The 22140-nt window shown below is 35.9% G+C and carries 12 protein-coding genes; 5 read left to right on the top strand and 7 right to left on the bottom strand.

The window, feature by feature from the left end; translation table 11 throughout:
• The first annotated feature begins 99 nt into the window (after positions 1 to 99).
• Positions 100 to 720: a hypothetical protein gene (locus tag HNP25_RS10280; RefSeq protein WP_184133913.1), complete on the top strand. Its 621-nt coding sequence runs from the start codon at positions 100 to 102 to the stop codon at positions 718 to 720.
• A 156-nt stretch (positions 721 to 876) separates the two neighbouring features.
• On the top strand, positions 877 to 1713 hold the full coding sequence (locus HNP25_RS10285) for an Rpn family recombination-promoting nuclease/putative transposase (protein WP_184133915.1): 837 nt from the start codon (positions 877 to 879) through the stop codon (positions 1711 to 1713).
• A gap of 66 nt (positions 1714 to 1779) precedes the next feature.
• Here HNP25_RS10285 and HNP25_RS10290 read toward each other — a convergent pair whose 3' ends face one another.
• On the bottom strand, positions 1780 to 2772 hold the full coding sequence (locus tag HNP25_RS10290) for an FAD:protein FMN transferase (protein ID WP_229202831.1): 993 nt from the start codon (positions 2770 to 2772) through the stop codon (positions 1780 to 1782).
• Between the two features lie 367 nt (positions 2773 to 3139).
• On the opposite strand from HNP25_RS10290, the gene HNP25_RS10295 reads away from it, so the two are divergent.
• The 3 genes from HNP25_RS10295 to HNP25_RS10305 all read left to right on the top strand — a co-directional run bounded on the left by HNP25_RS10295 (position 3140) and on the right by HNP25_RS10305 (position 7815).
• Positions 3140 to 4795, top strand: coding sequence for a glycoside hydrolase family 28 protein (locus tag HNP25_RS10295; protein WP_184133917.1), 1656 nt, complete (start codon positions 3140 to 3142; stop codon positions 4793 to 4795).
• 235 nt (positions 4796 to 5030) lie between these two features.
• Positions 5031 to 6674, top strand: a complete 1644-nt coding sequence (locus tag HNP25_RS10300) for a glycoside hydrolase family 43 protein (RefSeq protein WP_184133918.1) — start codon at positions 5031 to 5033, stop codon at positions 6672 to 6674.
• A 454-nt stretch (positions 6675 to 7128) separates the two neighbouring features.
• Complete coding sequence (locus HNP25_RS10305) at positions 7129 to 7815, top strand: PAS domain-containing protein (RefSeq protein ID WP_184133920.1); 687 nt, start codon at positions 7129 to 7131, stop codon at positions 7813 to 7815.
• Positions 7816 to 8068: 253 nt separating this feature from the next.
• On the opposite strand, the gene HNP25_RS10310 is transcribed toward HNP25_RS10305, so the two are convergent.
• The 6 genes from HNP25_RS10310 to HNP25_RS10335 all read right to left on the bottom strand — a co-directional run bounded on the left by HNP25_RS10310 (position 8069) and on the right by HNP25_RS10335 (position 21755).
• Positions 8069 to 9985, bottom strand: a complete 1917-nt coding sequence (locus tag HNP25_RS10310) for a sialate O-acetylesterase (RefSeq protein ID WP_184133922.1) — start codon at positions 9983 to 9985, stop codon at positions 8069 to 8071.
• Positions 9986 to 10031: 46 nt separating this feature from the next.
• On the bottom strand, positions 10032 to 12608 hold the full coding sequence (locus HNP25_RS10315; protein ID WP_184133924.1) for a glycosyl hydrolase 115 family protein: 2577 nt from the start codon (positions 12606 to 12608) through the stop codon (positions 10032 to 10034).
• Between the two features lie 215 nt (positions 12609 to 12823).
• Positions 12824 to 15577, bottom strand: a complete 2754-nt coding sequence (gene galB, locus HNP25_RS10320) for a beta-galactosidase GalB (protein ID WP_184133926.1) — start codon at positions 15575 to 15577, stop codon at positions 12824 to 12826.
• A 66-nt stretch (positions 15578 to 15643) separates the two neighbouring features.
• Positions 15644 to 16945: a glycoside hydrolase gene (locus tag HNP25_RS10325; protein WP_184133928.1), complete on the bottom strand. Its 1302-nt coding sequence runs from the start codon at positions 16943 to 16945 to the stop codon at positions 15644 to 15646.
• Between the two features lie 111 nt (positions 16946 to 17056).
• Positions 17057 to 18742, bottom strand: a complete 1686-nt coding sequence (locus HNP25_RS10330; RefSeq protein ID WP_184133930.1) for a RagB/SusD family nutrient uptake outer membrane protein — start codon at positions 18740 to 18742, stop codon at positions 17057 to 17059.
• Between the two features lie 22 nt (positions 18743 to 18764).
• Positions 18765 to 21755 (bottom strand): SusC/RagA family TonB-linked outer membrane protein, encoded by a 2991-nt coding sequence (locus tag HNP25_RS10335; RefSeq protein WP_184133932.1) that lies wholly within the window; start codon positions 21753 to 21755, stop codon positions 18765 to 18767.
• Between the last annotated feature and the right edge of the window lie 385 nt (positions 21756 to 22140).

Here is a 22140-nt window from a genome sequence, read left to right on the forward strand (position 1 = left end):
GATAAAGAAAGCATTAAAAGTAGAAGGAAATTGGCAGGTTGGAATGACCAATATCTAATCGAAATGCTCTTTAATATTTAAATGCGTTTAACCTAGACAATGATGGAGAGTTATGCTACTTTCAATAATATTTTCATAGAATCAAAATCAGATGAAGAAGAAGAATTTAGATTTCTCCTATGGAAACTTGATGGTCTATTTGATAAAGAAAAGTTTGAAATTGGAGAAAATGATTTTCCTAAAGCAAAAGAACTATTGGAAAGAGATAAAAAAATATTAGTTGAAACTATTGCTAAAATTGAAGCCTGTAATTTTTACTATGTTTTGCCAAAATTGGAATTAGAAAAGGTTTATAAACCAGATAAATCAAGAACAAATTGGAGATTCCTAATTGATGACAATTTAAAAATTACACCTTTAAAAATTACTGACTTAATTAAGCATACTTGTAAAACAAAAGGATTTATAAATACCTATAGATACACTTCTACTCATTCTCATACAAATTATTTATCAATTGAACATTTTAAGCAAACACGTGGAATACCAATACCTGATGAGTACGTAAACCCAATAACAAAACTTGCAATTTATCTTACTTGTTTAATGATTTCTGATATTACAATAATTGATGACAATGCAAAAAAGGAATTTCAAAACCTTCCAAATGGAGTAAGAGAATATGTAACAGGAATAACCAAAGCAATTAAAAATCAATAAAGGCAGTTCATCGCTGTTTCAAGTTTTTCAACTTGGAACGAATAAATAAAATACATGTAAATAAACCAACGCCGTAACAACCGCACAAAATTCGGATAACCAAACGAACATCGACAAAATTGATTAAATTTGTCTAAAGGTTTTAGATACAAAACAATGAGAGCAAAATATATAAACCCATTTACTGATTTTGGATTTAAGAAAATCTTCGGAGAAGAAGCCAGTAAGCCTTTGCTTATCGACTTTTTGAATGCTCTTTTGCCTCAAACTAACCAAATCGTTGCCCTGAATTTCAAAAACACTGAGCAATTAGGTCAAACAGATGCCGACAGAAAAGCCATTTATGATATTTATTGCGAAAATGAAAATGGTGAGAAGTTTATAGTTGAACTTCAGAAGGCGAAACAAAACTACTTCAAAGAGAGAACTATTTATTATTCAACTTTTCCAATTCGTGAACAAGCGGAAAAGGGCGAATGGAATTATAAATTGAAAGCAGTCTATTGTGTTGGAATTTTGGATTTTTCCTTTGACGATTACGAAAATGAACCCGAAAAAAGTGAGGTAGTTCATACCATTAAGCTCAAAAACGAATACGGAAAGGTTTTCTACGATAAGCTAACTTATATTTATCTTGAAATGCCCAATTTCAAGCAGACAGAAAGCGATTTGAAAACCCGTTTGGATAAATGGTTATACTTCATCAAACATTTAGAAGATTTTCAAAGCATTCCAACAATCTTTAGAGATGAAGTATTCACCCAAGCTTTTGAAAAAGCTGAACTTGCAAAATACGGGCAAGCAGATTTGGACAGCTATGAAAACAGCCTAAAAATATACCGTGATTTAAAAGGCGTAATTGAAACCGCTTTTGATGAGGGGAAATTAGAAGGGAAATTTGAGGTTGCGAAATCTGCAAAACAAATGGGACTTTCACTGGCTGACATTATTAAGTTAACAGGACTTTCTGAAAATGAAATCGACAAGCTGTAGAACAATTAGCACTACTCAAACAAAGGCTATAAATTGCTCGTGAAGACAAGAGCAATAGCAGTAATATTACTCCTTCACATGATACTTTGAAACATCAATATTGGGTGTCGAGAAAATTGTGCCTTTGTCGGTGATTAAGATGGCTTGATAGTCTGGATATTTTTTGAGGAGTTTTAAGCCTGCTTTTTTGCCTAAAACCATGATAGAAGTACTAAAACCGTTGGCGGTTTCGGCACTTGGGCCTAATACGGTTACGCTACAAAGTCCCGTGGCGGGATAGCCCGTTACTGGGTTGATGATATGTGCATATCGTTTACCATTGAAAATCACAAATTTCTCATAACTTCCCGAAGTCACTACGGCACTTTTTACCAAAGGAATAATGGCAAAAATGGTATCTTTCTTCATCGGATTGGTAATGCCTACCGACCACGCTTTTCCGTCTGGACGTTTTCCCCAAATACTCATATCTCCCGAACCGTTTACGATGCCCGCTTTAATGCCTTTTGCCAACATCATTTCTCGGCATCTGTCGGCGGCATAGCCTTCGCCCAATGCTCCAAAGCCAATTTTCATGCCTTTGCGTTTCAAGAAAATGGTAGAGTTTTCTTTGTTTAATTCAATGTTTTCGTAACCCACTTTTTCCACCGATTTTTTGATAGCTTCGGGGCTTGGCATTTCTTTCATTGAACCGTCGAATTTCCAAATTCTGTCCATTGCCGCAAAACTAATGTCAAAAGCTCCTCCTGTAATTTTCGAGAAATGAATCGCTCGTTCCGTCAAGGCAAATACTTCTGCATCAACTTTTACGGGTTTTATGCCTGCATTTCTGTTTACTTCCGATACTTGTGTATCGCTTTTCCAGTCGGAAATAAGGTTTTCTATTCTAGTGATTTCAGCAATTACGCTATCAATGTTATTTTCTGCTGATAAAGCATCATTGGCAACAATCGTAATATCAAAACGACTGCCCATTAGTTTCACCGCTCTTTTACGAAGTACCTGAGCAGAAGTATTGAAGCCAATAATCAGGAGTAAAAAGAAGAATATTTTTTTCATTATAAGATGAATGTTTGATGACAAAGTTAAGCAGTTAATCTTGACTTTTATCGCTAAAAACTAAAACAAGCGTTATTACGAATCTTTGAATCAAAAATCGTTTGTCTCAATATTCACTAGCAAAGAAGTAGTCCGCCTATTCATTTTAAATACAAATAATCAACTGGCAAATTGTAACATTAAATTGAGAGAATCATTTTCGGCAACGTTGCCGGCAACGATTGCACAAAAAAAGATAAAATTTTGTTTGCTAAATCCAATATGCTAACTGAATATTGAAGCTTACTAAGCTAAAAATCTCACAGTTTTCATCTCTCGACTTCCTGAAACTTTGATTATTTTTATCAATATCGTAAAATACAACATCATGAAAAAAAGAATCTCTTTGTTAATTGCCATTTCATCGGCAATGTTTTATAATAATCTTATAGCACAAAAAACACCTACTTATAGCTGGAAAAATCTTCCCAAAATAGTACAACCCACTTTTGCCAAAGATACTTTCAATGTCACCACATTTGGAGCAAGACCAGATGGAATTACTTTAAATACTCAGGCAATTAATGAGGCGATTACTACTTGTAGTAAGAAAGGTGGTGGTGTAGTACTTGTGCCAAATGGCATGTGGTTGACGGGCCCAATTGTGCTAAAAAGCAATGTGAACTTACACATTAAAAAAGCCGCAACACTTTTATTTACGGAAGATAAAAGTCAATATCCATTGGTTGAAGGAAGTTATGAAGGTAAAAGTGCAGCAAGAAATCAATCGCCAATTTCGGCGACCAATCAAGAAAATATAGCCATTACTGGACAAGGAATCATAGATGGAAGTGGCGATGTTTGGCGTGCGGTCAATAAAGCTCAACTAACTGAATCAGCATGGAATGCCAAGAAAGCTTCTGGAGGAGTTTTGAAGGCAAACGGACTGACGTGGTATCCTAGCGAACAATTTATGAAAGCTAGTGTAGAAAATAGAAGTATGTTATTGAAAGAAGGCGTATCACTTCAAAGTTTTGCTGATATGAAAGATTTCCTTCGCCCGAATTTGTTGGTAATCACTAAATGTAAAAAAGTATTGCTTGAAGGCGTTACTTTCCAAAATTCGCCCGCTTGGTGTTTGCATCCATTGATGTCCGAAAACCTTACACTTCGTAATTTAACCATCAAAAATCCAGAGTATGCCCATAATGGCGATGGAATGGATATTGAATCTTGTAAAAACTTTTTGGTGGACGGCTGTACAATTGATGTTGGCGATGATGCCATTTGTATTAAATCGGGTAAAGACGAAGAAGGTCGTAAAAGAGGTATGCCTACAGAAAACGGAATCGTCAGAAATTGTATCGTTTATAATGGTCACGGTGGCTTTGTGGTAGGAAGTGAGATGAGTGGTGGAGCAAGAAATATTTTTGTATATGACTGTACTTTTACGGGAACAGACAAAGGTTTACGTTTCAAATCTGTAAGAGGAAGAGGTGGAATTGTTGAAAATATTTATGCCAAAAATATCTTTATGAAAGACATTGCTCAAGAAGCTATTTTCTTTGATATGTACTATTTCGTAAAATTCGCCACTGATAGCCCACGTGACGAGCGACCTGTCGTAAATGAAGGAACACCAATTTTCAGAAATATGAGATTTGAAAATATTGTTTGCAGAGGAGCTAATAAAGGCATTTTTGTACGTGGATTATCTGAAATGCCTATTCAAAATATTCAAATGAGTAATATTGTGTTAGACACTAAAATTGGAGCTGAATTCATAGACGCAAGTAACATTACTCTTGAAAAAGTTACACTTATTTCAGAAAATACAAAACCCGTTATTGCTGTGAATAATAGCGATAGTTTAATTTTTAATGCGATACAATATAAAGCCAATACAGCATTACTTTTTGCTATCGCTGGCGAGCGTAGCAAGGCTATCCAAATCCTACAAACCGATAGCAGTAAAGCTCAAAAACAAATTGAATTTACGGAAGGTGCTACTAAAGAAGCAATTACTGTAAACACTGGAAAATAACACAGCAATTTGTCCTTTAATCTATCCTCATAAAATCCTTGTTTAGTTATTCTAATGACTACTTTCGGAGTATTTGCCCAAAAAAATACGGCGAATACTCTTTTATTGTTCAAAACCCGACCATTCAATAGTAAAACTTAAAACATTCTAAATGTAAACGTTTTACGAATGATACTCCTGAAAAAATGAGTTAACCATTAGATTTATCATTATCTCTCAAAAAAAATCAAAAAATATGACGCTGAAAATTATAACAATCTTAGTGTTAAATCTGGGAATTGGCATCATTCACATCAATGCACAGACAAAAAAAACGGTTTCCAAAGTTTGGGTGGCTGATTTAGGAAACGGTAAGTACAAAAATCCTGTCATCGATGCCGATTACTCCGACCCAGACGCTTGTCGGGTTGGTTCAGATTTTTATATGACAGCCTCAAGTTTTGATGCTGTACCGGGTTTGCCGATTTTACATTCTAAAGATTTAGTCAATTGGACGATTATTGGTCATGCCCTAAAACGCCAACCTCCTTACGAACATTTTTCAAAAACACAACACGGTAATGGTGTTTGGGCACCTGCTATTCGTTATCATAATGGCGAATTTATGATTTATTACCCAGACCCAGATTTTGGTATTTATTTAACAAAAAGTAAAAATCCAACTGGCCCTTGGTCTGAACCACTTTTAGTAGAAGGAGGAAAAGGACTTATCGACCCATGTCCTTTTTGGGATGATAATGGCGAAGCTTATTTGGCACATGGTTGGGCTGGAAGTCGTGCGGGTATCAAAAGTATTCTAACCATCAAAAAATTAAGTGCAGATGGCACCAAAGTATTAGACGAAGGCACAATCGTTTATGACGGACACGAATCTGACCCAACTATTGAAGGTCCCAAAATGTATAAACGCAATGGGTTTTACTACATTTTTGCCCCCGCTGGTGGCGTTTCTACCGGTTGGCAATTGGTATTACGTTCAAAAAATGTTTATGGACCTTACGAACGAAAAGTAGTGATGAATCAAGGTTCATCGCCAATCAATGGGCCACATCAAGGTGCATGGGTAAATACTTCGCAGGGTGAAGATTGGTTTCTTCATTTTCAAGACAAAGGCGTTTATGGCAGAGTTGTACATTTACAACCTATGAAATGGCTGAACGACTGGCCAGTAATTGGCATCGACAAAGATGGCGATGGAACAGGTGAGCCAGTTTTGACTTATAAAAAACCCAACGTTGGAAAAAACTATCCAATTAGTACTCCCGCAGAATCAGATGAATTTGACGAATCTACTTTGGGTTTACAATGGCAATGGCAGGCTAACCCCAAAGGTATTTGGCATACTACCAGTAAACAAGGCTTTTTAAGATTGTATTCATATCAAGCACCTAGCGAAGCAAAAAACTGCTGGGAAATTCCTAATATCCTCTTGCAAAAATTCCCGACAGAAGAATTCATGGTAACAACCAAATTGAGTTTTAAGCCCAATCCTAAAATAGATTCTGAAAAAGTAGCCTTGATTATTTTGGGCAAAAACTACACAAATTTAGGTTTGAGAAGTAGCAAAGAAGGTATTAATCTAGTATTAGGAGAAAGTATCAAAGCCATAGATAAAACACCCGAAACAGAAAAAGTGATTACTCGTATTGAGCAACATAAAGCTATTTATCTACGTGTAAAAGTAAATAAGGGTGCTATTTGTCAATTTAGTTACAGCCTTGATGGGCAAACATTTATCAATACTGGTAATGAATTTAAAGCAGAAGTTGGTCATTGGATTGGTGCAAAAATGGGAATTTATTGTACCAGAAACAATCAGAGTAATGATGCAGGTTATGCCGATTTCGACTGGTTTAGAGTAACCCCAATCACTGACTAAAAAGTGGTTATAAATTTATTGCAATGGCTTGTAAAAGTCATAAACAATTATGAAAAGTATCGCCTTTACATAAAAAAATGCCTGTGTTTAAGAACATTATAGATAAAAATAATTCTTCTATTTAAGAGAATAATTACTGTGTAATTTTTTACTAATTAGCAATCAGTACATTAATTTGTATTGGTTGCTAATTTTTATTTATAGCCATTTAAGTTTATTTTTTTACAGCCCATTTTTATCAAAAGTAATACATTTGTAGCTTTAGTATAGTCACTAACGTTTGAAATTCTGTAACCGTCGCAGCGATAACGTGAATGAAAATTATATTATTTATGCTCTTTTAATGTATTTACAATTGAATTAAAATAAACATTGCCCATCATAGGATATTGGTTTCCTATGGATTCCTCCAAATTCATCGTAAACTTATTTTTAATAAAAACACTCTTAACACATGGAACGCAAGCCATTTTTCAATCTAGAAACTGACATTCGTAGTAAAGTTACTAGGCATTTACTCTACGATACACCTTTATCTATCTACTTACTTGATATAGCACAAAGACGCAATATCTTTATGAATGAACAGTATTACAAAGCTATTGGATATACCGCTCAGGAATTTGAATCGTTTGGAAAAGATTTCTTGGAAGAAATGATTCCCCCAGAAGATTTTGAAAATCTCTATAAATTCTTAGAAGAATTAACCAACTCTCCTAAAGACGATTCACATATTTTAGTACACAGATGTATCTGCAAAGATGGAAGCTACAAATGGTTTAAAAATTATATTACTATCTTTGAAAGAGAGCCATCAGGTGTGCCAAAACTTGTGTTGGGTATTGGCATCGAAGTTACCTTTCAGGTAAAAGCTAGGCAAAAGCTTTTTGAACAAATCAAGAAAATTGAAGAAATATCCTTTTCTCTATCACATGAACTTCGCCATGAACATAGTAAAACATTAAGTATTCTTGAGTTTTCGAAAGAGAATAAAGAAATGGTTGAGGTTGAAGATTTACAATGGCTTGCTGGTTCACTCTACGAAAGTACCGAAAGTATCGATAAATCTATCCACAGTATTTCCAAGCAATTAAGCTCTTTAAAATCAGAGTTTATTTCATTAAATTCCATAGAGATATAATGGATTAACCAATTATATTGAACTCTATTGAAACGTTTATATAAAAATGTGTCTATAAAAGCTTTAATCTAACGAATTTAGATAGAATTTAATTAAAGTAGATTCTTAGTCAAAACAGAATCAAAATAGCAAGATTTAATATTATGGTTATTATTTTAAATCGTTAGTTTAAAATAATAACCATAATATTAAATAGTTCTTTAAATATCATATTGAGAAATCCTGATTGTTTTTGGAAATTTAGCCTCAACAATTATTTATCTGTTCTGAAAGGCGAAGCTGGTAATCCTTCTTTATTAAAAAGGTTTGGATTAACAGGATTATCTGCCCACGCATATCTTACATACAATGGTTTGGCTACTTCATCACTCCAAACAATTACTCTATCCCCTTCTATTTTGGTTTTTGCCCAAACGAATTTTTTATCTTCTCCAGCTATCGCAAAATCACTTAATTCTTCTCCATCATTACTTATTAAGCCTGAACCAATATTAGAAAAAAGAAGCGTCATTTTACTTCCTTCAATACTTGAAGACTGAAAAATTGGTCCTGAGTAAGTAATATTTTCCTGATAGGCGAGTTTCATGGCTGATAGTGAAAGGCGTTCGCCAACATCTTTTTTATTGTCTGGATGAATATCGTTCCATTCTCCTAAATCAATGGCTACGGTCATGGCTGTATTGGGAACAGCCAAAGTTTTCAATTGGGCTTCTCTAACAACTGCCATATTACTTTCGGAAGGCAAATAATTATAATCCATAAAACCCGGAAGTTGAACATACAAAAATGGCAATAAATCTTGTTTCCATTGATTCCGCCAATCGTTAATTAAAGCAGGCAGAAGTTTATTGTATTCATAAGGTCGCCCTGTATTACTTTCGCCTTGATACCAACAAAAACCTTTTACAGCATAATTAATAACAGGTGAAACCATCGCATTAAACAAAGCCGTTGGTTGATTTTGGGCAGAAATGCCTGTATTTCCATTCAAAATATTCGGTTTGAAAACAAGCCCGACTTTATATTGCCAAGTACCTTTCAAATCAACAGTGTCAGTTTCTGAAAAAATGCAATAAGGTTTATCAGGTACAAAACCGCCTTTCCCTGCGTTGTTTGTTACTCGTACTACGAAAAGATTTTTACCAGCTTTCAGTACATCAGCAGGAATTTTGTATCTGCGTTGAGGATATTGATAACCAGTACTTCCCACCTTTTTGCCATTGATATACAATTCTTCAGCATCAACAATTCTTCCCAAAAACACTTTTGCCGATTTGCCAACCATCGTAGCAGGAATTTCTATTTCTTTTCTGTACCAAACTATTCCATTGAGGTCTTTTATTCCTTGGTCTTCCCAATATCCCGGAATATTTATATTTCTCCAGTTTTTAGGCGAATAAGCAGTATCAAACCATTTTGTGTTTTTTAAACCTTCGTCAATGGCTTGTGGGGTATTATTTGGAATAATTTTTCGGTTCAAACTATTCACGTAAGCCGTATCTTTATTTTTTTCTATAATCGCTTTTTGTACTGAAAAATCCTTAAACCCTTGCTCGCTTATCCATGCTTCAATAGGCGTACCGCCCACACTTGCGTTGATAATCCCGACAGGAACTTGATATTTTTCATGGATTTTTTTAGCGAAAAAATAAGCTACCGCCGAGAATGGACGCACATCTTCTCCCACCGCCGATTTCCATTCCCCATTCGGAAAATCATTTTGAACCGACTGCAAATTGGTAAGTGTTGGAATCCAAAATTGTCGAATTTGAGGAAAATTCGCTTCTGCAATTTCTTTAGCGTAAGTAACATCATGAATATTCAACTGATGAACTATATTACTTTGTCCGCTACAAAACCATACTTCACCAATCAAAATATCTTTTACTTCCAGACGAGTATCACCCAAAATTTCCATCGTAAATGGGCCGCCAGACTCCATAGCAGGTATATTTACTTGCCAATCTCCATTTAGATTGGTGATAGTTTTATAGCTTTTACCTTTAAATTTTATTGTGATTTTTTCCTTCGGTTTTGCCCATCCCCAAACTTTAAGATTCGTATTTCTTTGAAGTACCATTCCATCACTAATCAGTTTTGGTAAACGTAATTGTGCTTGTGCAATGATACTTATCGTAAAAAATAAGCAACTAAATAGTATTTTTTTCATCTTGCTACTGTACTCTATCGTTTTAATTTCTTTATCGAATTGGATTTTACTTACTTGTACTGATAGTTTCTGCCGAACCAAGATAGTTTTGTTCTGTCCTACCAAAATTCAAGCCTAATTTCTGTAAAACAACTCCCGAAGTCACCATCCAATATTTTACAGTATGTTTACCTTTTCCAACAAGTGAGTGTTTACTTGTTTTGATAATGATATTTTCGGCGGCCCATTTGTTCCAAATACCTTTATCACTTGTTTTATCTTCTTTGTTCAGACTGATGATTTGAGGCTGTTCATCATCTATTGAAATGGCATACTGCAAACCATTTTCTGTTCCGTAGAAATTTAAACTTGGTGAAAAGTAAGCTTGAATCGTCACGTCACCTTCACTAAAAGTATAAATTTCATATTCTAAATGCGAAGCATTTCCTTCAGGTTTTTGCTCTTTAGCGGTAACAGGAAAAGTAGTAATTGCCGAACCTGTTCTACCGTGGTCGGGTAATATTTTCCATGTTATGCCATTTGCGTTAATCGCTTTTGTAAAATGGTTTGCCTCGATGACAACCCCATTTTGTTCGTCTTGATAAAAGACATTTCCTTTTGTATTGTTTGGAATCTCGGCTCTTTTTACTGGTTGAATGGCTATTTCTTTTTTCTCAATAACAGCCTCATCGCTGAGATACTTTACTGCTGGCATTTTCTGTTTTTCGGGCTGTTGCCAATAGGTATAACCAATGTGCGTTTGGCTCATCAGATGATTCCATTTGCCATTATTGAGTTGATGGTATTCTTTTGTTATTAAAGAATCATTATCATAAAGTTGTTTTACTTGCTGGGCATAAGTATTGGTTTCTTTCCATTTATTCTCAAAAGCTTCCTTATTCAATGCCACATTGTAATACATTTCATTGAGGTTAGCACAAGCTTTGATAGGATGTAAAACCAGTTGAAAGTAAGCATCTTGATATTCAGGAGATAAATATTTTTTGATACTTTCGGCTTTCTGCAACAACCTATTATAATCTGTCACTACGGTTTTCCATTCGCCAGTTTTCAGGTTGTAAGTATTTGCATCTAATAATTCAGGCTTACGTCTTCCGTTGAATTTACTGTATTGATTCAGCAAAAAGGCTATTTCTTTGGCATATTTATCGCCAAATTGCTTGCTTGCCCACTGTTCGCTATACTGCTGTAAATCATTGGCTTGAATCTTTTCTGGATTCCAAGCATAGTCTAAAAAGAAAGAAATTGGATACTCCATCGGTTTAATATCGCCTACGTTTACAATCCAAATATCTTTCACCTTGTGTTCCCAAGCTAAGTGCATTTGTTCCCAAATTCGAGGAAGCGGATTGGTATTCAGCCATTTATAATTGCGTGGCCCGCCCACATAATCGAAGTGATAATAAATTCCATAACCGCCTTTGCGTGGTTTGGCATCGGGCTTAGGAAGTTTACGAAGATTTCCCCAGTTGTCATCACAAAGTAAAAGCGTTACATCGTCAGGAACGGTCATGCCTTTATCATAATAATCTTGTACTTCTTTGTACAATGCCCATAATTGTGGAGTTTCGCTGGCAGGTTTACCTGTTACTTCGCTGATGATATTTCTTTGGTCTTTTACGATTTTTTCTAATAAAGCCGTTGCAGTTTCTCTTGACATGGGTTCGTCGCCATCGCCTCTCATACCAACACTTACAATTTTTTCATTGGTGGCTCGCTTTATGCCTTCTCTCCAAAAGGCTTGTAGCTTTGTCGGATTGGTTTCATAATTCCATACGCCACCTTTTTCTCTTCGCCATTCATCGTGGGCACGCATCAAAGGTTCATGATGAGACGTTCCAATCACAATACCATACTCATCTGCTGTTTTGATATTCTCTGCATCGTCGGCATAAAAAGCACTTCCCCACATGGCGGGCCAAATGTAGTTGGCTTTTAAACGGAGTAATAATTCAAACACATTTCCATAAAATTTGTGGTTAAATCCCCCAAATTTTTCTTTACTCCAACCTGATAAAGCGGGAGCTTCATCATTGATAAAAATGCCACGGTACTTTACTTTTGGACTTCCTTCTGAATAGCGACCATTCAAAACATAAATTTCATCGTGTTTTGGCACAGGCACGTCAGCCCAAAAATACCAAGGCGAAACGCCTATTTGCTTAGATAAATCATAAATGCCATAAATTGCTCCTCTCCTATCTGAACCAACAATCACCAAGGCTTTTTTTACATTCGGAAAAGGATTTTCAATCGTTTGAATCACAAAAGTTTCCCATTTTCCTTGAAGGCTTTTTACATCAATTTTCTTTTGAGCCACCAGTGCATCAATCCATTGATTTTTTCCTAAAGTACCCACAATAATCAATTCATCTTTTTTGCTGAGTTCGTTGATGATATTGGGTTTTCTACCTGTTACTCTTTCTACATCACTTTGCAAATCATTTGTTGCACGAATAACGGCTTGCTCATCTTTTTGGGAAACCAAAATAGAAGCCATTTTACTTTTTGAGGCTACACAAAAGCTTTTCCCTTTTGATTGAAAAGCTACATAAGTGTCAGGATTTATGCAAAAACCAAATAGTGGAAATAGTAATAAAAATACGCTAAAAATATGTTTCATTATTTTTGTTTTTTGAGCTACGTTTTTGAACATATCCAGCCAGTATTTTTCTTTCAATGATGGAAATCAAGATTTTTTCCATTGAAGTACTCCCCACTATTTGATTATATTTCAAGCCTGTAAAAATTTGGAGGCGTAAAGTAAGTGGAAACGATAAACATTGAATGTCACATAACACTAAATCTATATTCCAAATGTTCAAGCAACCTATATTCTTATTGTATTTTACTTGATAAATCAATACTTGTCGTTGTTAAGCCTTCCGCTTTGATATATAGCTTTATTTTTCCTGTCTGTCCTTTTTTGGCACGAACAATCACCAATGCCAAACCTTTAAATGCTTGGCGTTGGTGCGAAGCAAATGACATTAAATCGGCAGGATTTCCATTATCCGTAGCTACAATTTCGCCTGCTCCTTCTATACTAAAAGATAGTTTATGGTTTGCATCAGGTACGGTCAAATCGTTTTTATCCGTAATTTTTACCGTAATAAAAGCAAGGTCTTCACCATCGGCTTTGATGATAGAACGGTCTGCCGAAGCCTGAATTTTGGAAGCTTTTTCAGTCGTTTTTACGATTTCTTCGGTCCAAAACTGACCATTTTTATAAGCAATTACTTTTAATTCGCCTGCTTGGTATTTCACTTCATCCCAGCGAAGACGGTACTCATATTCGGCTTTTTTCTTTTTCCCTTGCGATACTCCGTTTAAAAATAATTCTGCTTCATCACCAGAAGTAAACACATGCACTGGTGTGATTTCGCCTATACGATACGACCAATTCCAATGCGGTAAAATGTGTGCAATTCGTAAATTTGGTCGCCAACGAGCTTGGTACAAGTAAAATCTGTCTTTTTTGAAACCTGCCAAATCTATAATACCAGAATAAGAACTACGGGCTGAATAATAAGGTGTTGGCTCACCGATATAATCCCAACCAGTCCACACAAATTCGCCTGCTACGTAAGGGTGTCGGTCCTGAGTAGCAAAAACTTTATCGGGTGAAGAGCCAAATTGAGCGGTATAAAGTTCATAAGCACTTACTTCTTTGGTAACAGGATTCCCGCCTACGCCATCGCTCACAGGAGCGGAATTTTCGGAAGCCACAGGGAAAATATATGAACCACGAGTACTTAATGCTGATGCAGTTTCGCTACTGATAATTATTTTATCAGGAAAAGCCTTTTGAAATGCTGGATAAGATGGTGACGTTCTGATACCGCCTTTTAAATGTTGGTAAGCAGAAGCGTCTCGAATGCCTTCGCCTTGATAATTCAAACTCATAAAATCCATTTCTTTTGAAAAAGGCATATCAGCTTTGGCAAAATTCTGTGATGCCGAAGCTGGACGAGTAGGGTCTTCTTCATGAACAATATCGTGTAATTTTTTAGCAATTTTTGCTCCTTCCACATCTGTATATTGTTCGCCTACTTCATTCCCAAAACTCCAAGCGATGATAGATGGATGGTTGCGGTCACGACGAATGAATGAACGAGTATCGGGTTCGTGCCAATCTGGAAAAATCAGGTGAAAATCGTGGGGTGTTTTTTTGCGTTCCCAACTATCAAAAATTTCATCAATCACCAAAAAGCCCATGCGGTCGGTTAAATCAAGTAATTCGGGAGCAGGCGGATTGTGTGCCATCCGAATGGCATTGCAGCCCAATTCTCGAAGTACTTCAAGCTGACGCTCGGCTGCCCGAACATTAAAGGCTGCTCCCAAAGCTCCTAAATCATGGTGTTGATTCACGCCTTGAATCCTGATTTTTTTGCCATTCACCATAAGCCCTTGCGTAGGGTGAAATTCAATTTTACGAATCCCGAATGGTGTATCGTATTCATTTACTATTTTTCCTTCACTGAAAAGACGAGTACGAGCAAGATAAAGATGAGGTTTTTGATTGGGATATACTCCCCAAAGTTTTGGATTTTTGAGCTTTAAAGTGGTTTCTTGAAGATAATTTTCGCCAGTTTTGATACTGATAATTTCTGATGGAAAATTGGCAAGGGCTTTTCCAATGGGTTTTAACAATGAATCTAAAGCATAGATTTCGGTTTTTATTGTTACTTTTTTATTCACACTTGCTCTATTGACGATTTGTACAGCCAAATTTACAATGGCTTCGCTCTCAGAAACTTCGGGCGTAGTGATAAAAGTACCCCACTGAGCCACATGAACAGGAGCAACTTTCGTCAGCCAAACATTGCGATAAATGCCACCGCCTGGATACCAACGAGCGGAATGATTGGGGTTATCAATTCTAATCGCCAATTGGTTGTTGTTACCAATTTTCAAGTAAGGCGTTAAATCTAAACGATAAGAATTATAGCCATAAGGCCAACCACCGATTAAATGACCATTGAGCCAAACCATGCTGTAAGACATTGCTCCGTCGATGTCTAAGTAAATAATTTTACTTTTGTCTGCTTGATTGATACTTATTTTTTTACGATACCAAGCTACGCCTTGACTGGGCAAACGTCCCATTCCGCCACCAACTTCTGGTTTGTCACCTTCGTAAAAGGCTTGATTAATCGCCCAATCGTGGGGTAAATTCACTTTTTCCCAATTATTATCTGAAAAATTACTTTTTATGAAAGGAAAATCTGTCGTCGGATTTCCAGCGGGGGGAACGTGTTTTTTAGAAGGGTCTTTGATAAAATCGTTGGCTGTGGGAAGAATCCACGCTTTCAATACTTGTTCTTTTGCTTCAATTTTTATGGCCTCATCGGGTTTTGAATCGGCAACTTTGCTGTCGTTTACTTCTTGTATGGCTGGACGAACGTCATAAATCAATTTATCAGGATCGGCTTGATAACGCATAAATCGCCAACCTTCGTTGAGTTTTACTCTTTCGTTTTTATTTTTTATTGATGTGTTTTGTGCTTGAACATTCAACGATACAATCACCCATAAAAAGGCAATTCTTTTTATCTTTAATAAAAGGTTGGTTAACAAATCTTGCTGCATTTAATTATCTTTTAGTATTTGTCTTCCTCAAAATCTAAGAGAATATTGAGGAAGAAGAAATTCTTATCAGTTATTCAATATAATGGTTGTTACACTGCTTGGAGGAATATCCAATTCTACAGTCTTGTTTATTACTTCAAGGTTTTTCTTATTGAGTGTAGATGTTTCGTTAGTGGTATATGCAATGGCAGTATTGGGCGTTAAGCCATTTAGTTGAACACTTTTTATGGAAAAAGCCTCTGGATTGATAATCACCACAACAGTCTGTGATTCCTTTTTATAAGCTGTAATTTTTAGATAATTATTAGCAGGAACATCAACACCAATTCTTACAAAATCAGGTCTGATATATTTTGAAAAATGTGAAAAAGCATAACCACGTTTAAGCACTTCTCCATTGGTTGTATTTTGTTCACCATCGCCAATAAAAGAATAATAACGCTGAAGATACCACCAGATATAAGCATTCCAATTGTTAGTCATCGCATCGTGAACAGTTTTTAGCATAGTGATAGATTCTGCCCATTTAGCGGTTTCAGAATAGGTTTTCCATTCAGCCGCACCAGCATTGCCTGTATTCAAATTCAATAGATACTCTGTCATCCAGATTTCCTTTTTCTTTTGTTCTGCCAAAGGAAATTTTGCCAATCCGCCTCCGTAGATATGCCCTGCTACGATGTCTATTTTTGAGGAAGCTTCATCATTTAAAAGGATAGCATTTGTCAGGTTTTGATTAAAGTTTAATGATTCTGGTGCAGCAAGCTTTGCTCCAATAATTTGACCTGGTGCTTTTAAAAAATTGATAAAATCATCTGCCGTATAATCGCAGGACTCATAATTTGGTTTCCAATCTGGTTCATTTTGGATAGAAACTACATCAATTTTTGCTCCATTTTGAGCCATGTAAGCGATAAATTCATTGATATAGTCTTTGAATGCTTTATAATTTTCGGGCAATAAATGTCCTTGAATATCACTTTTATTACTCTTTAAAGATGCTGGTGGCGACCACGGACAAGCGAGCACTTTCACACCATACTTATTGGCTTCCTTTACAGCTTCAATGATGATAGGCCATTCGCTTTTGTTAGATGATATTCTAACCCTGAAAATACTCAATCCTAATTGATTGTCGTTCAGCCCAAAAGCCTTTGAGGCTTCGCTTGGTTTTAAAGATTGTGTTCCCCACATCCTATTTGCACCGCCAAAACCTGCAATAGTTTGATAAGTAGTGAGGGACGTAATAGTTACTTTAAAAGGATTTGTCTTGACTACTACGGGTTTTGTTTCTTCTTCTGATTTTTTACAAGAAAAACTAAAAGCAATACAGATAGCTAATAAAATGGTGTTTTTTGAGATTCGTTTCATTTCAATTATCCAAGTTTAAGAGGTACTATTTTCATTTTCATAAGTCTATTCTTTCCCTAAAAAGAATAGAAGAGATAAACATGTTACCTCTTCTATTACTTTTATATAATATTAATTATAACCTGGGTTTTGTTCTAATTTTGCACTTCTATTTCTTTCTATTTCTCCATTTGGAATAGCCCAAAGATTGAAATGAGGCTTCATATTTACACCATAGAAAGGATTATGTTTTACAACTCTATCATATAATTTACCCGTTCTCATCAAAGTTAGCATTCGCTTTTCTTCAACTCCAAATTCACGCAAACGCTCGTCAAGAATATAATCAAGGTTTACATTGCTTGGCAATACTGCTGAAGCTTTTGCTCGTGCACGCACCACATTAATATCTGTGGCAGCAGCGGCTTGATTGCCCAAACCAATATATGCTTCGGCTCTGAGTAGATATGTTTCAGCTAATCTAAACATATACTGATCAGCATAAGTACCTCCAGCCGATGATTTCAACTCATATTTCTTGATAGGGTCTGATGAACCCGGATTTACATATAAGCCCGCAGGATGATTGAATGGTGTTGTGGCTTTTGACTGATATGGATAGAAAAAGCGAGAAGGATAAGTAATTCCAGCTCCAGCTGGTGGGTTTTTCGTAGAAATTACTTTTCCAAAGAAAGGACTCGCAGGATTAGTAGCCACTACTTCACGAACAAAGTTATGATTCGCATTCCTAATGTCGTTGTTGAAATCGCTTTGCCAAACAGAATCTGCAAAATACCTAGACGGTTGTAAGAATCCTACACCTCTGCCACCTGTATAATCACCTACTGGCCATGTAAACAAGGCTACGCCATTTACTCGCATATCACGAAAAAGAGGAACGTGTACTCTTTCTAATTGATATGTTCCAGCCTGAGCCGTTGAAGTTGCTCCACCACCTTGTACATCCGTTTCAAATTGAATCACCCAAATACCTTCTCTGTTCCCTGCTGTTTTTCTGTTTTGGTTATTTGCTTGAAATAAATCCCAATATACATCACCAGGCGTAACGGAAGAACGAGAACCAAATCGATTCTGCATTAAATCTGTGGCGGCATCATCAATTACAACTGTGGCAGCATCAGCCGCATTTTTGAATTGTCCATCCGCTAGATATACTTCCGACAATAAATGTTGTGCCGCAAGGTTTGAAATCTCTCCATCTTTTACAAGTGCGATAGTCGGCAAATTCACAGTAGCAAATTTCAAATCTTCAATAACTTGTGTTAAAACCTCTTTTTTAGTTGCTCTTTTAAAATCGGTTTTTTCAGCAATGATTTCCTCTGTTATCAAAGGTACACCACCCCACAAGTATGCAAGCGTTCTGTAAGCAAAAGCTCTAAAAAACTTTGCTTTTGCTTCATACACTAACTTATCTGTTGCAGAAAGTGATGAACTAGGAATTCTACTAATTACAGTATTCGATTCTGCCACAATCTTATAAATCTGAGACCAGTGATTATTGGCAAGTGCTCCTGTTGAACTAAAATCTGAAGCAAGGTTTGGGTTTGTCCCTACTGTTACTTCTATCCCTAAATCAGTTCTATACAAATAGTGCATAGGTTGCCAGTCACTTCTTGAATAAAATTCTGCTCTCACTAAAGCATAAAGGTTATTGACCGAAGCATCAAAATCTTTGGCTGTTTTGAAAGCATTACTTGTACTCAAAAATGAGCTTGGGGTTTCATCTAGGAAACTCTCCTTGCAAGAAAAGCTAAATAGCAGGAGAATAACTAACGATAGTAATTTTATTTTTTTCATTTCCGAATTGTTCTAATCTTGATTAATAAATTATATTTAAGCCTACCGTAATGGCTCTTAATACGGGTCTTCCTGAAGTTGTCAGACCATTTACAGGGTTTCCGTCGCTATCATTATCATTTACTTCAGGGTCCCATCCTTCCCACTTAGTCCAAGTATGGAGGTTTTTACCACTGATGTATAGATTGATAGATTGTGCTTTCGTTGATTTCAACAAATTGCCTAAATTATAAGAAAGCGAAACATCTTGTAATCTGATAAAGCTTCTACTTTGGAACATATTAGGCTCGATTTTAGCTCTACTGCCCGAGATATTTCTAGGATATTTCCCAGTAGGGTTTGTTGGCGACCAAAAATCTATTCCTTGTAAATAATTTACTCTTATGCTATTGTCATCACGGAAATATGATGGATTGTTATTTCTAAGGTAGCCATCTTTTCCTCCTTGTACAGAGTTAATTAAAACACTTAGTGTAAATCCTTTATATTCAACACTGTTTGAAATACTAAAACGATATGCAGGCTCCGTTCTTCCTAAGAAAATTCGGTCAGCTAGAGGAGTAATATCTTTATCCCCATTTTGATCGACAATTCTCACCGAACCTACTGGAAAGCTTGGTAATCTTTCATCAGTAAATTGATAAATACCATTTGTTTGGTAATTGTAAATCGTACCGATTGATTTCCCGATAAAAAGATTGCTTGAAATAAGGTCATCTTCTATACCATCACCATTGGCATCTACACCCGTGAGTGAAACAATTTTGTTGGTATTAGCAGAAAAATTGATAGTTGAAGACCATTTAAAACCACCTTTTTCTAAAATTTTCCCAGTAAGAGATGCCTCAAAACCAGTGTTGTTGATTTGTCCTAAGTTGGTATTAATATTACCGAACCCTGTTACATTTGGAATCGCTACGCTAAATAACAAATCTCTGGTTTTATTATTATAGTATTCAAGTGAACCATTTAATCGGCTATTGAGGAGCGTAAAATCAACCCCTAAATTTAGACCAGTAGTACGCTCCCATTTTAAATTATCATTGCCCAAAGAAGTTACTTGTTGTCCAAAAGAAGTAGTTCCCCCATCTCCATATACGTAAGAATATTCATTTCCAGTAGAAACCCTTGCAATAGAAGTATAGCGAGAAGTCTGGTTACCAATTGTACCATATCCAGCACGCAATTTCAAGAAATCAACCGCTTTAACTTCTTTCATAAAATTTTCTTCTGAAATAACCCATCCCAAAGCTGCTACAGGAAAGATACCATACTTATTATTTTTGGCAAAACCAGAGAAACCATCACGACGCACTGTAGCCGTTAGAAGGTATCTATTTTTGAACTTGTAGTTCAGTCTTGCCATTTGGTAGTTCAATGACTCGTTCCAAGCCTCAGATTCTATAAATTTTGTAGTACCTAATGCTAGGTTATTATAACTTAATGAAAGCCTAGAAAAACCTTCTGCTCTTGCATTGACAGAATTAAATTTTCGTTCTACTGAACCATATAACAAAGTACCCGTTACTTCATGTTGTCCGAAAGTTTTGTTGTAAGTAAGAATGTTATCAAAAGTATAGTCGTAATAGTCTTGAGTATTTTTATAAGCTGAACCCGTTTGCCCTGCTCCATAAATACTTGAATTGAATCGCTGAGAAAGTCGGTAATTATTACCAAAATTCATGCGATATTTTAGTCCTTGCAAGAAAGGGAAATCTATTTCTGTATAAATATTGGCAAAAAGGTACTTGTTTCTATCATAATCATCTACTTCATAAGTGGTAAATGGGCTAGGTTCTAAAGTATTCGTTGGAAAAGGAATAAGACTTCCCTTTGCATCGTAAGGCACTAACAATGGCGATATACGAATAAGACTACTAAAAGATGGTTCTTGCCCATCTTGGTTCACAAAAGAACCAGATGAAACTAAACCTACTTTCATCCATTCAAATGGTAGCGTTTCGATATTGGCACGAATCGATTGTCTTTTGAATTTATCATTTACAATAAACCCACTTTGGTTTACTAATGACCCTGAAATCAAATAGGTTACTTTTTCGGCTCCCCCAGAAATACTTAGGTTATTTTCAAAAATTGAACCTCTATTTGTTCCCTGACCAAACCAATCATAGTTATTAGGAAGTAAATTGCCAGCACCATCACGCATTGAAGCATCTGCAACATCTGATACTTTGAAATTAGGATTCGGTTCTGTATAACCTGGTGCAAGATATGCTCTATCATAAAAAGCCTCGGTCAATTGCTTGATAAAACCATCACGGTCATAAGGTTTTAAATTACCAATGGTAGGTGTTTGTGAAGTATAAGCACTTGAAAATGAAATACGTGGTTTTTGATTATACTTCCCTTTTCTTGATGTAATCAAAATTACACCATTAGCTGCCTGAGCACCATAAACCGCCGTTGAACTCGCATCTTTCAATACATCAATAGAAGCTATATCATCAGGATTGATTGACGACAACGAACCTGTATATTGAATACCATCTAAAATAATCAATACGCTTTGGCTACCATTCAAGGTTACTTGTCCCCTGATAGAAATTGGAGGAGTACCACCAGCACTTGTTGACAAACCTACGTTTAATCCCGGTACTGTTCCTTGAAGATATTGCCCAATGTTAGTGTTGGGTGCATTACGCATTGTTTCAAGATTTACACTCGCTACCGCACCTGTTAAATCTGACTTTTTCTGTGTACCATAACCAACTACAACTACTTCTTCCAAGGCTGATAAATCTTCTTCTAATGTAAGTTCTATCGAAGTTTTATTGCCAACCGTGATTTCCTCTGTTTTATAACCTACAGAACTTATTACCAATATTTCAGTCGGAGTGGCATTGATTGAAAAAAGTCCTTCATTGTTGGTCGTTGTACCTCTTGTTGTTCCTTTTATTCTTACAGAAGCACCCACCAGAACCTGACCATTTTTAGTTTTTATAGTTCCTTTTACTGTTTGTGCCTGTATCGTAAAGCTGGAAATGAATAGCATCAGAACACACAATACTATAAAATATAGCTTGTTCTGCCGTTGTAAAATAGTTTCGTTTAATTTTTCCATAGTAATGCAAAATATGATTGTTTTAATAAATTATTTAACGTTCCTCATGTCTTGAGGCGTTTTTGACGGTGTAAAGTAAGCTGATGGGAAAAAAACGGATTAGCACATAACGTCAAATATATGTACCGTTTGTTCAATGGACATAGAATCGTTAAATTATGGCATTTAATATTACAAGAAAGTGGCTGTATCATCCAGATTTCTTTAAAAGTCAGCGATACTCTTTTATAGATTCAGTGAAAAGGCTGTTTTGTTTGCACTTTGTCTGTTCGTCTTTTGGGCTATAAAGTAAAAAACCGTAGCTACTAAAAGTTGC

Origin of the sequence: Arcicella rosea (assembly GCF_014204325.1) — a bacterium.
Taxonomy (GTDB): Bacteria; Bacteroidota; Bacteroidia; order Cytophagales; family Spirosomataceae; genus Arcicella; species Arcicella rosea_A.

What these genes read in the sequence shown, in the direction of transcription:
- HNP25_RS10310 (WP_184133922.1), bottom strand. Translation starts at nt 9,985, where the DNA reads ATGAAAAAAATACTATTTAGTTGCTTATTTTTTACGATAAGTATCATT.
- HNP25_RS10335 (WP_184133932.1), bottom strand. Translation starts at nt 21,755, where the DNA reads ATGCTATTCATTTCCAGCTTTACGATACAGGCACAAACAGTAAAAGGA.
- HNP25_RS10300 (WP_184133918.1), top strand. Translation starts at nt 5,031, where the DNA reads ATGACGCTGAAAATTATAACAATCTTAGTGTTAAATCTGGGAATTGGC.
- HNP25_RS10330 (WP_184133930.1), bottom strand. Translation starts at nt 18,742, where the DNA reads ATGAAAAAAATAAAATTACTATCGTTAGTTATTCTCCTGCTATTTAGC.
- HNP25_RS10295 (WP_184133917.1), top strand. Translation starts at nt 3,140, where the DNA reads ATGAAAAAAAGAATCTCTTTGTTAATTGCCATTTCATCGGCAATGTTT.
- HNP25_RS10325 (WP_184133928.1), bottom strand. Translation starts at nt 16,945, where the DNA reads ATGAAACGAATCTCAAAAAACACCATTTTATTAGCTATCTGTATTGCT.
- galB (WP_184133926.1), bottom strand. Translation starts at nt 15,577, where the DNA reads ATGCAGCAAGATTTGTTAACCAACCTTTTATTAAAGATAAAAAGAATT.
- HNP25_RS10315 (WP_184133924.1), bottom strand. Translation starts at nt 12,608, where the DNA reads ATGAAACATATTTTTAGCGTATTTTTATTACTATTTCCACTATTTGGT.
- HNP25_RS10290 (WP_229202831.1), bottom strand. Translation starts at nt 2,772, where the DNA reads ATGAAAAAAATATTCTTCTTTTTACTCCTGATTATTGGCTTCAATACT.
- HNP25_RS10280 (WP_184133913.1), top strand. Translation starts at nt 100, where the DNA reads ATGATGGAGAGTTATGCTACTTTCAATAATATTTTCATAGAATCAAAA.
- HNP25_RS10285 (WP_184133915.1), top strand. Translation starts at nt 877, where the DNA reads ATGAGAGCAAAATATATAAACCCATTTACTGATTTTGGATTTAAGAAA.
- HNP25_RS10305 (WP_184133920.1), top strand. Translation starts at nt 7,129, where the DNA reads ATGGAACGCAAGCCATTTTTCAATCTAGAAACTGACATTCGTAGTAAA.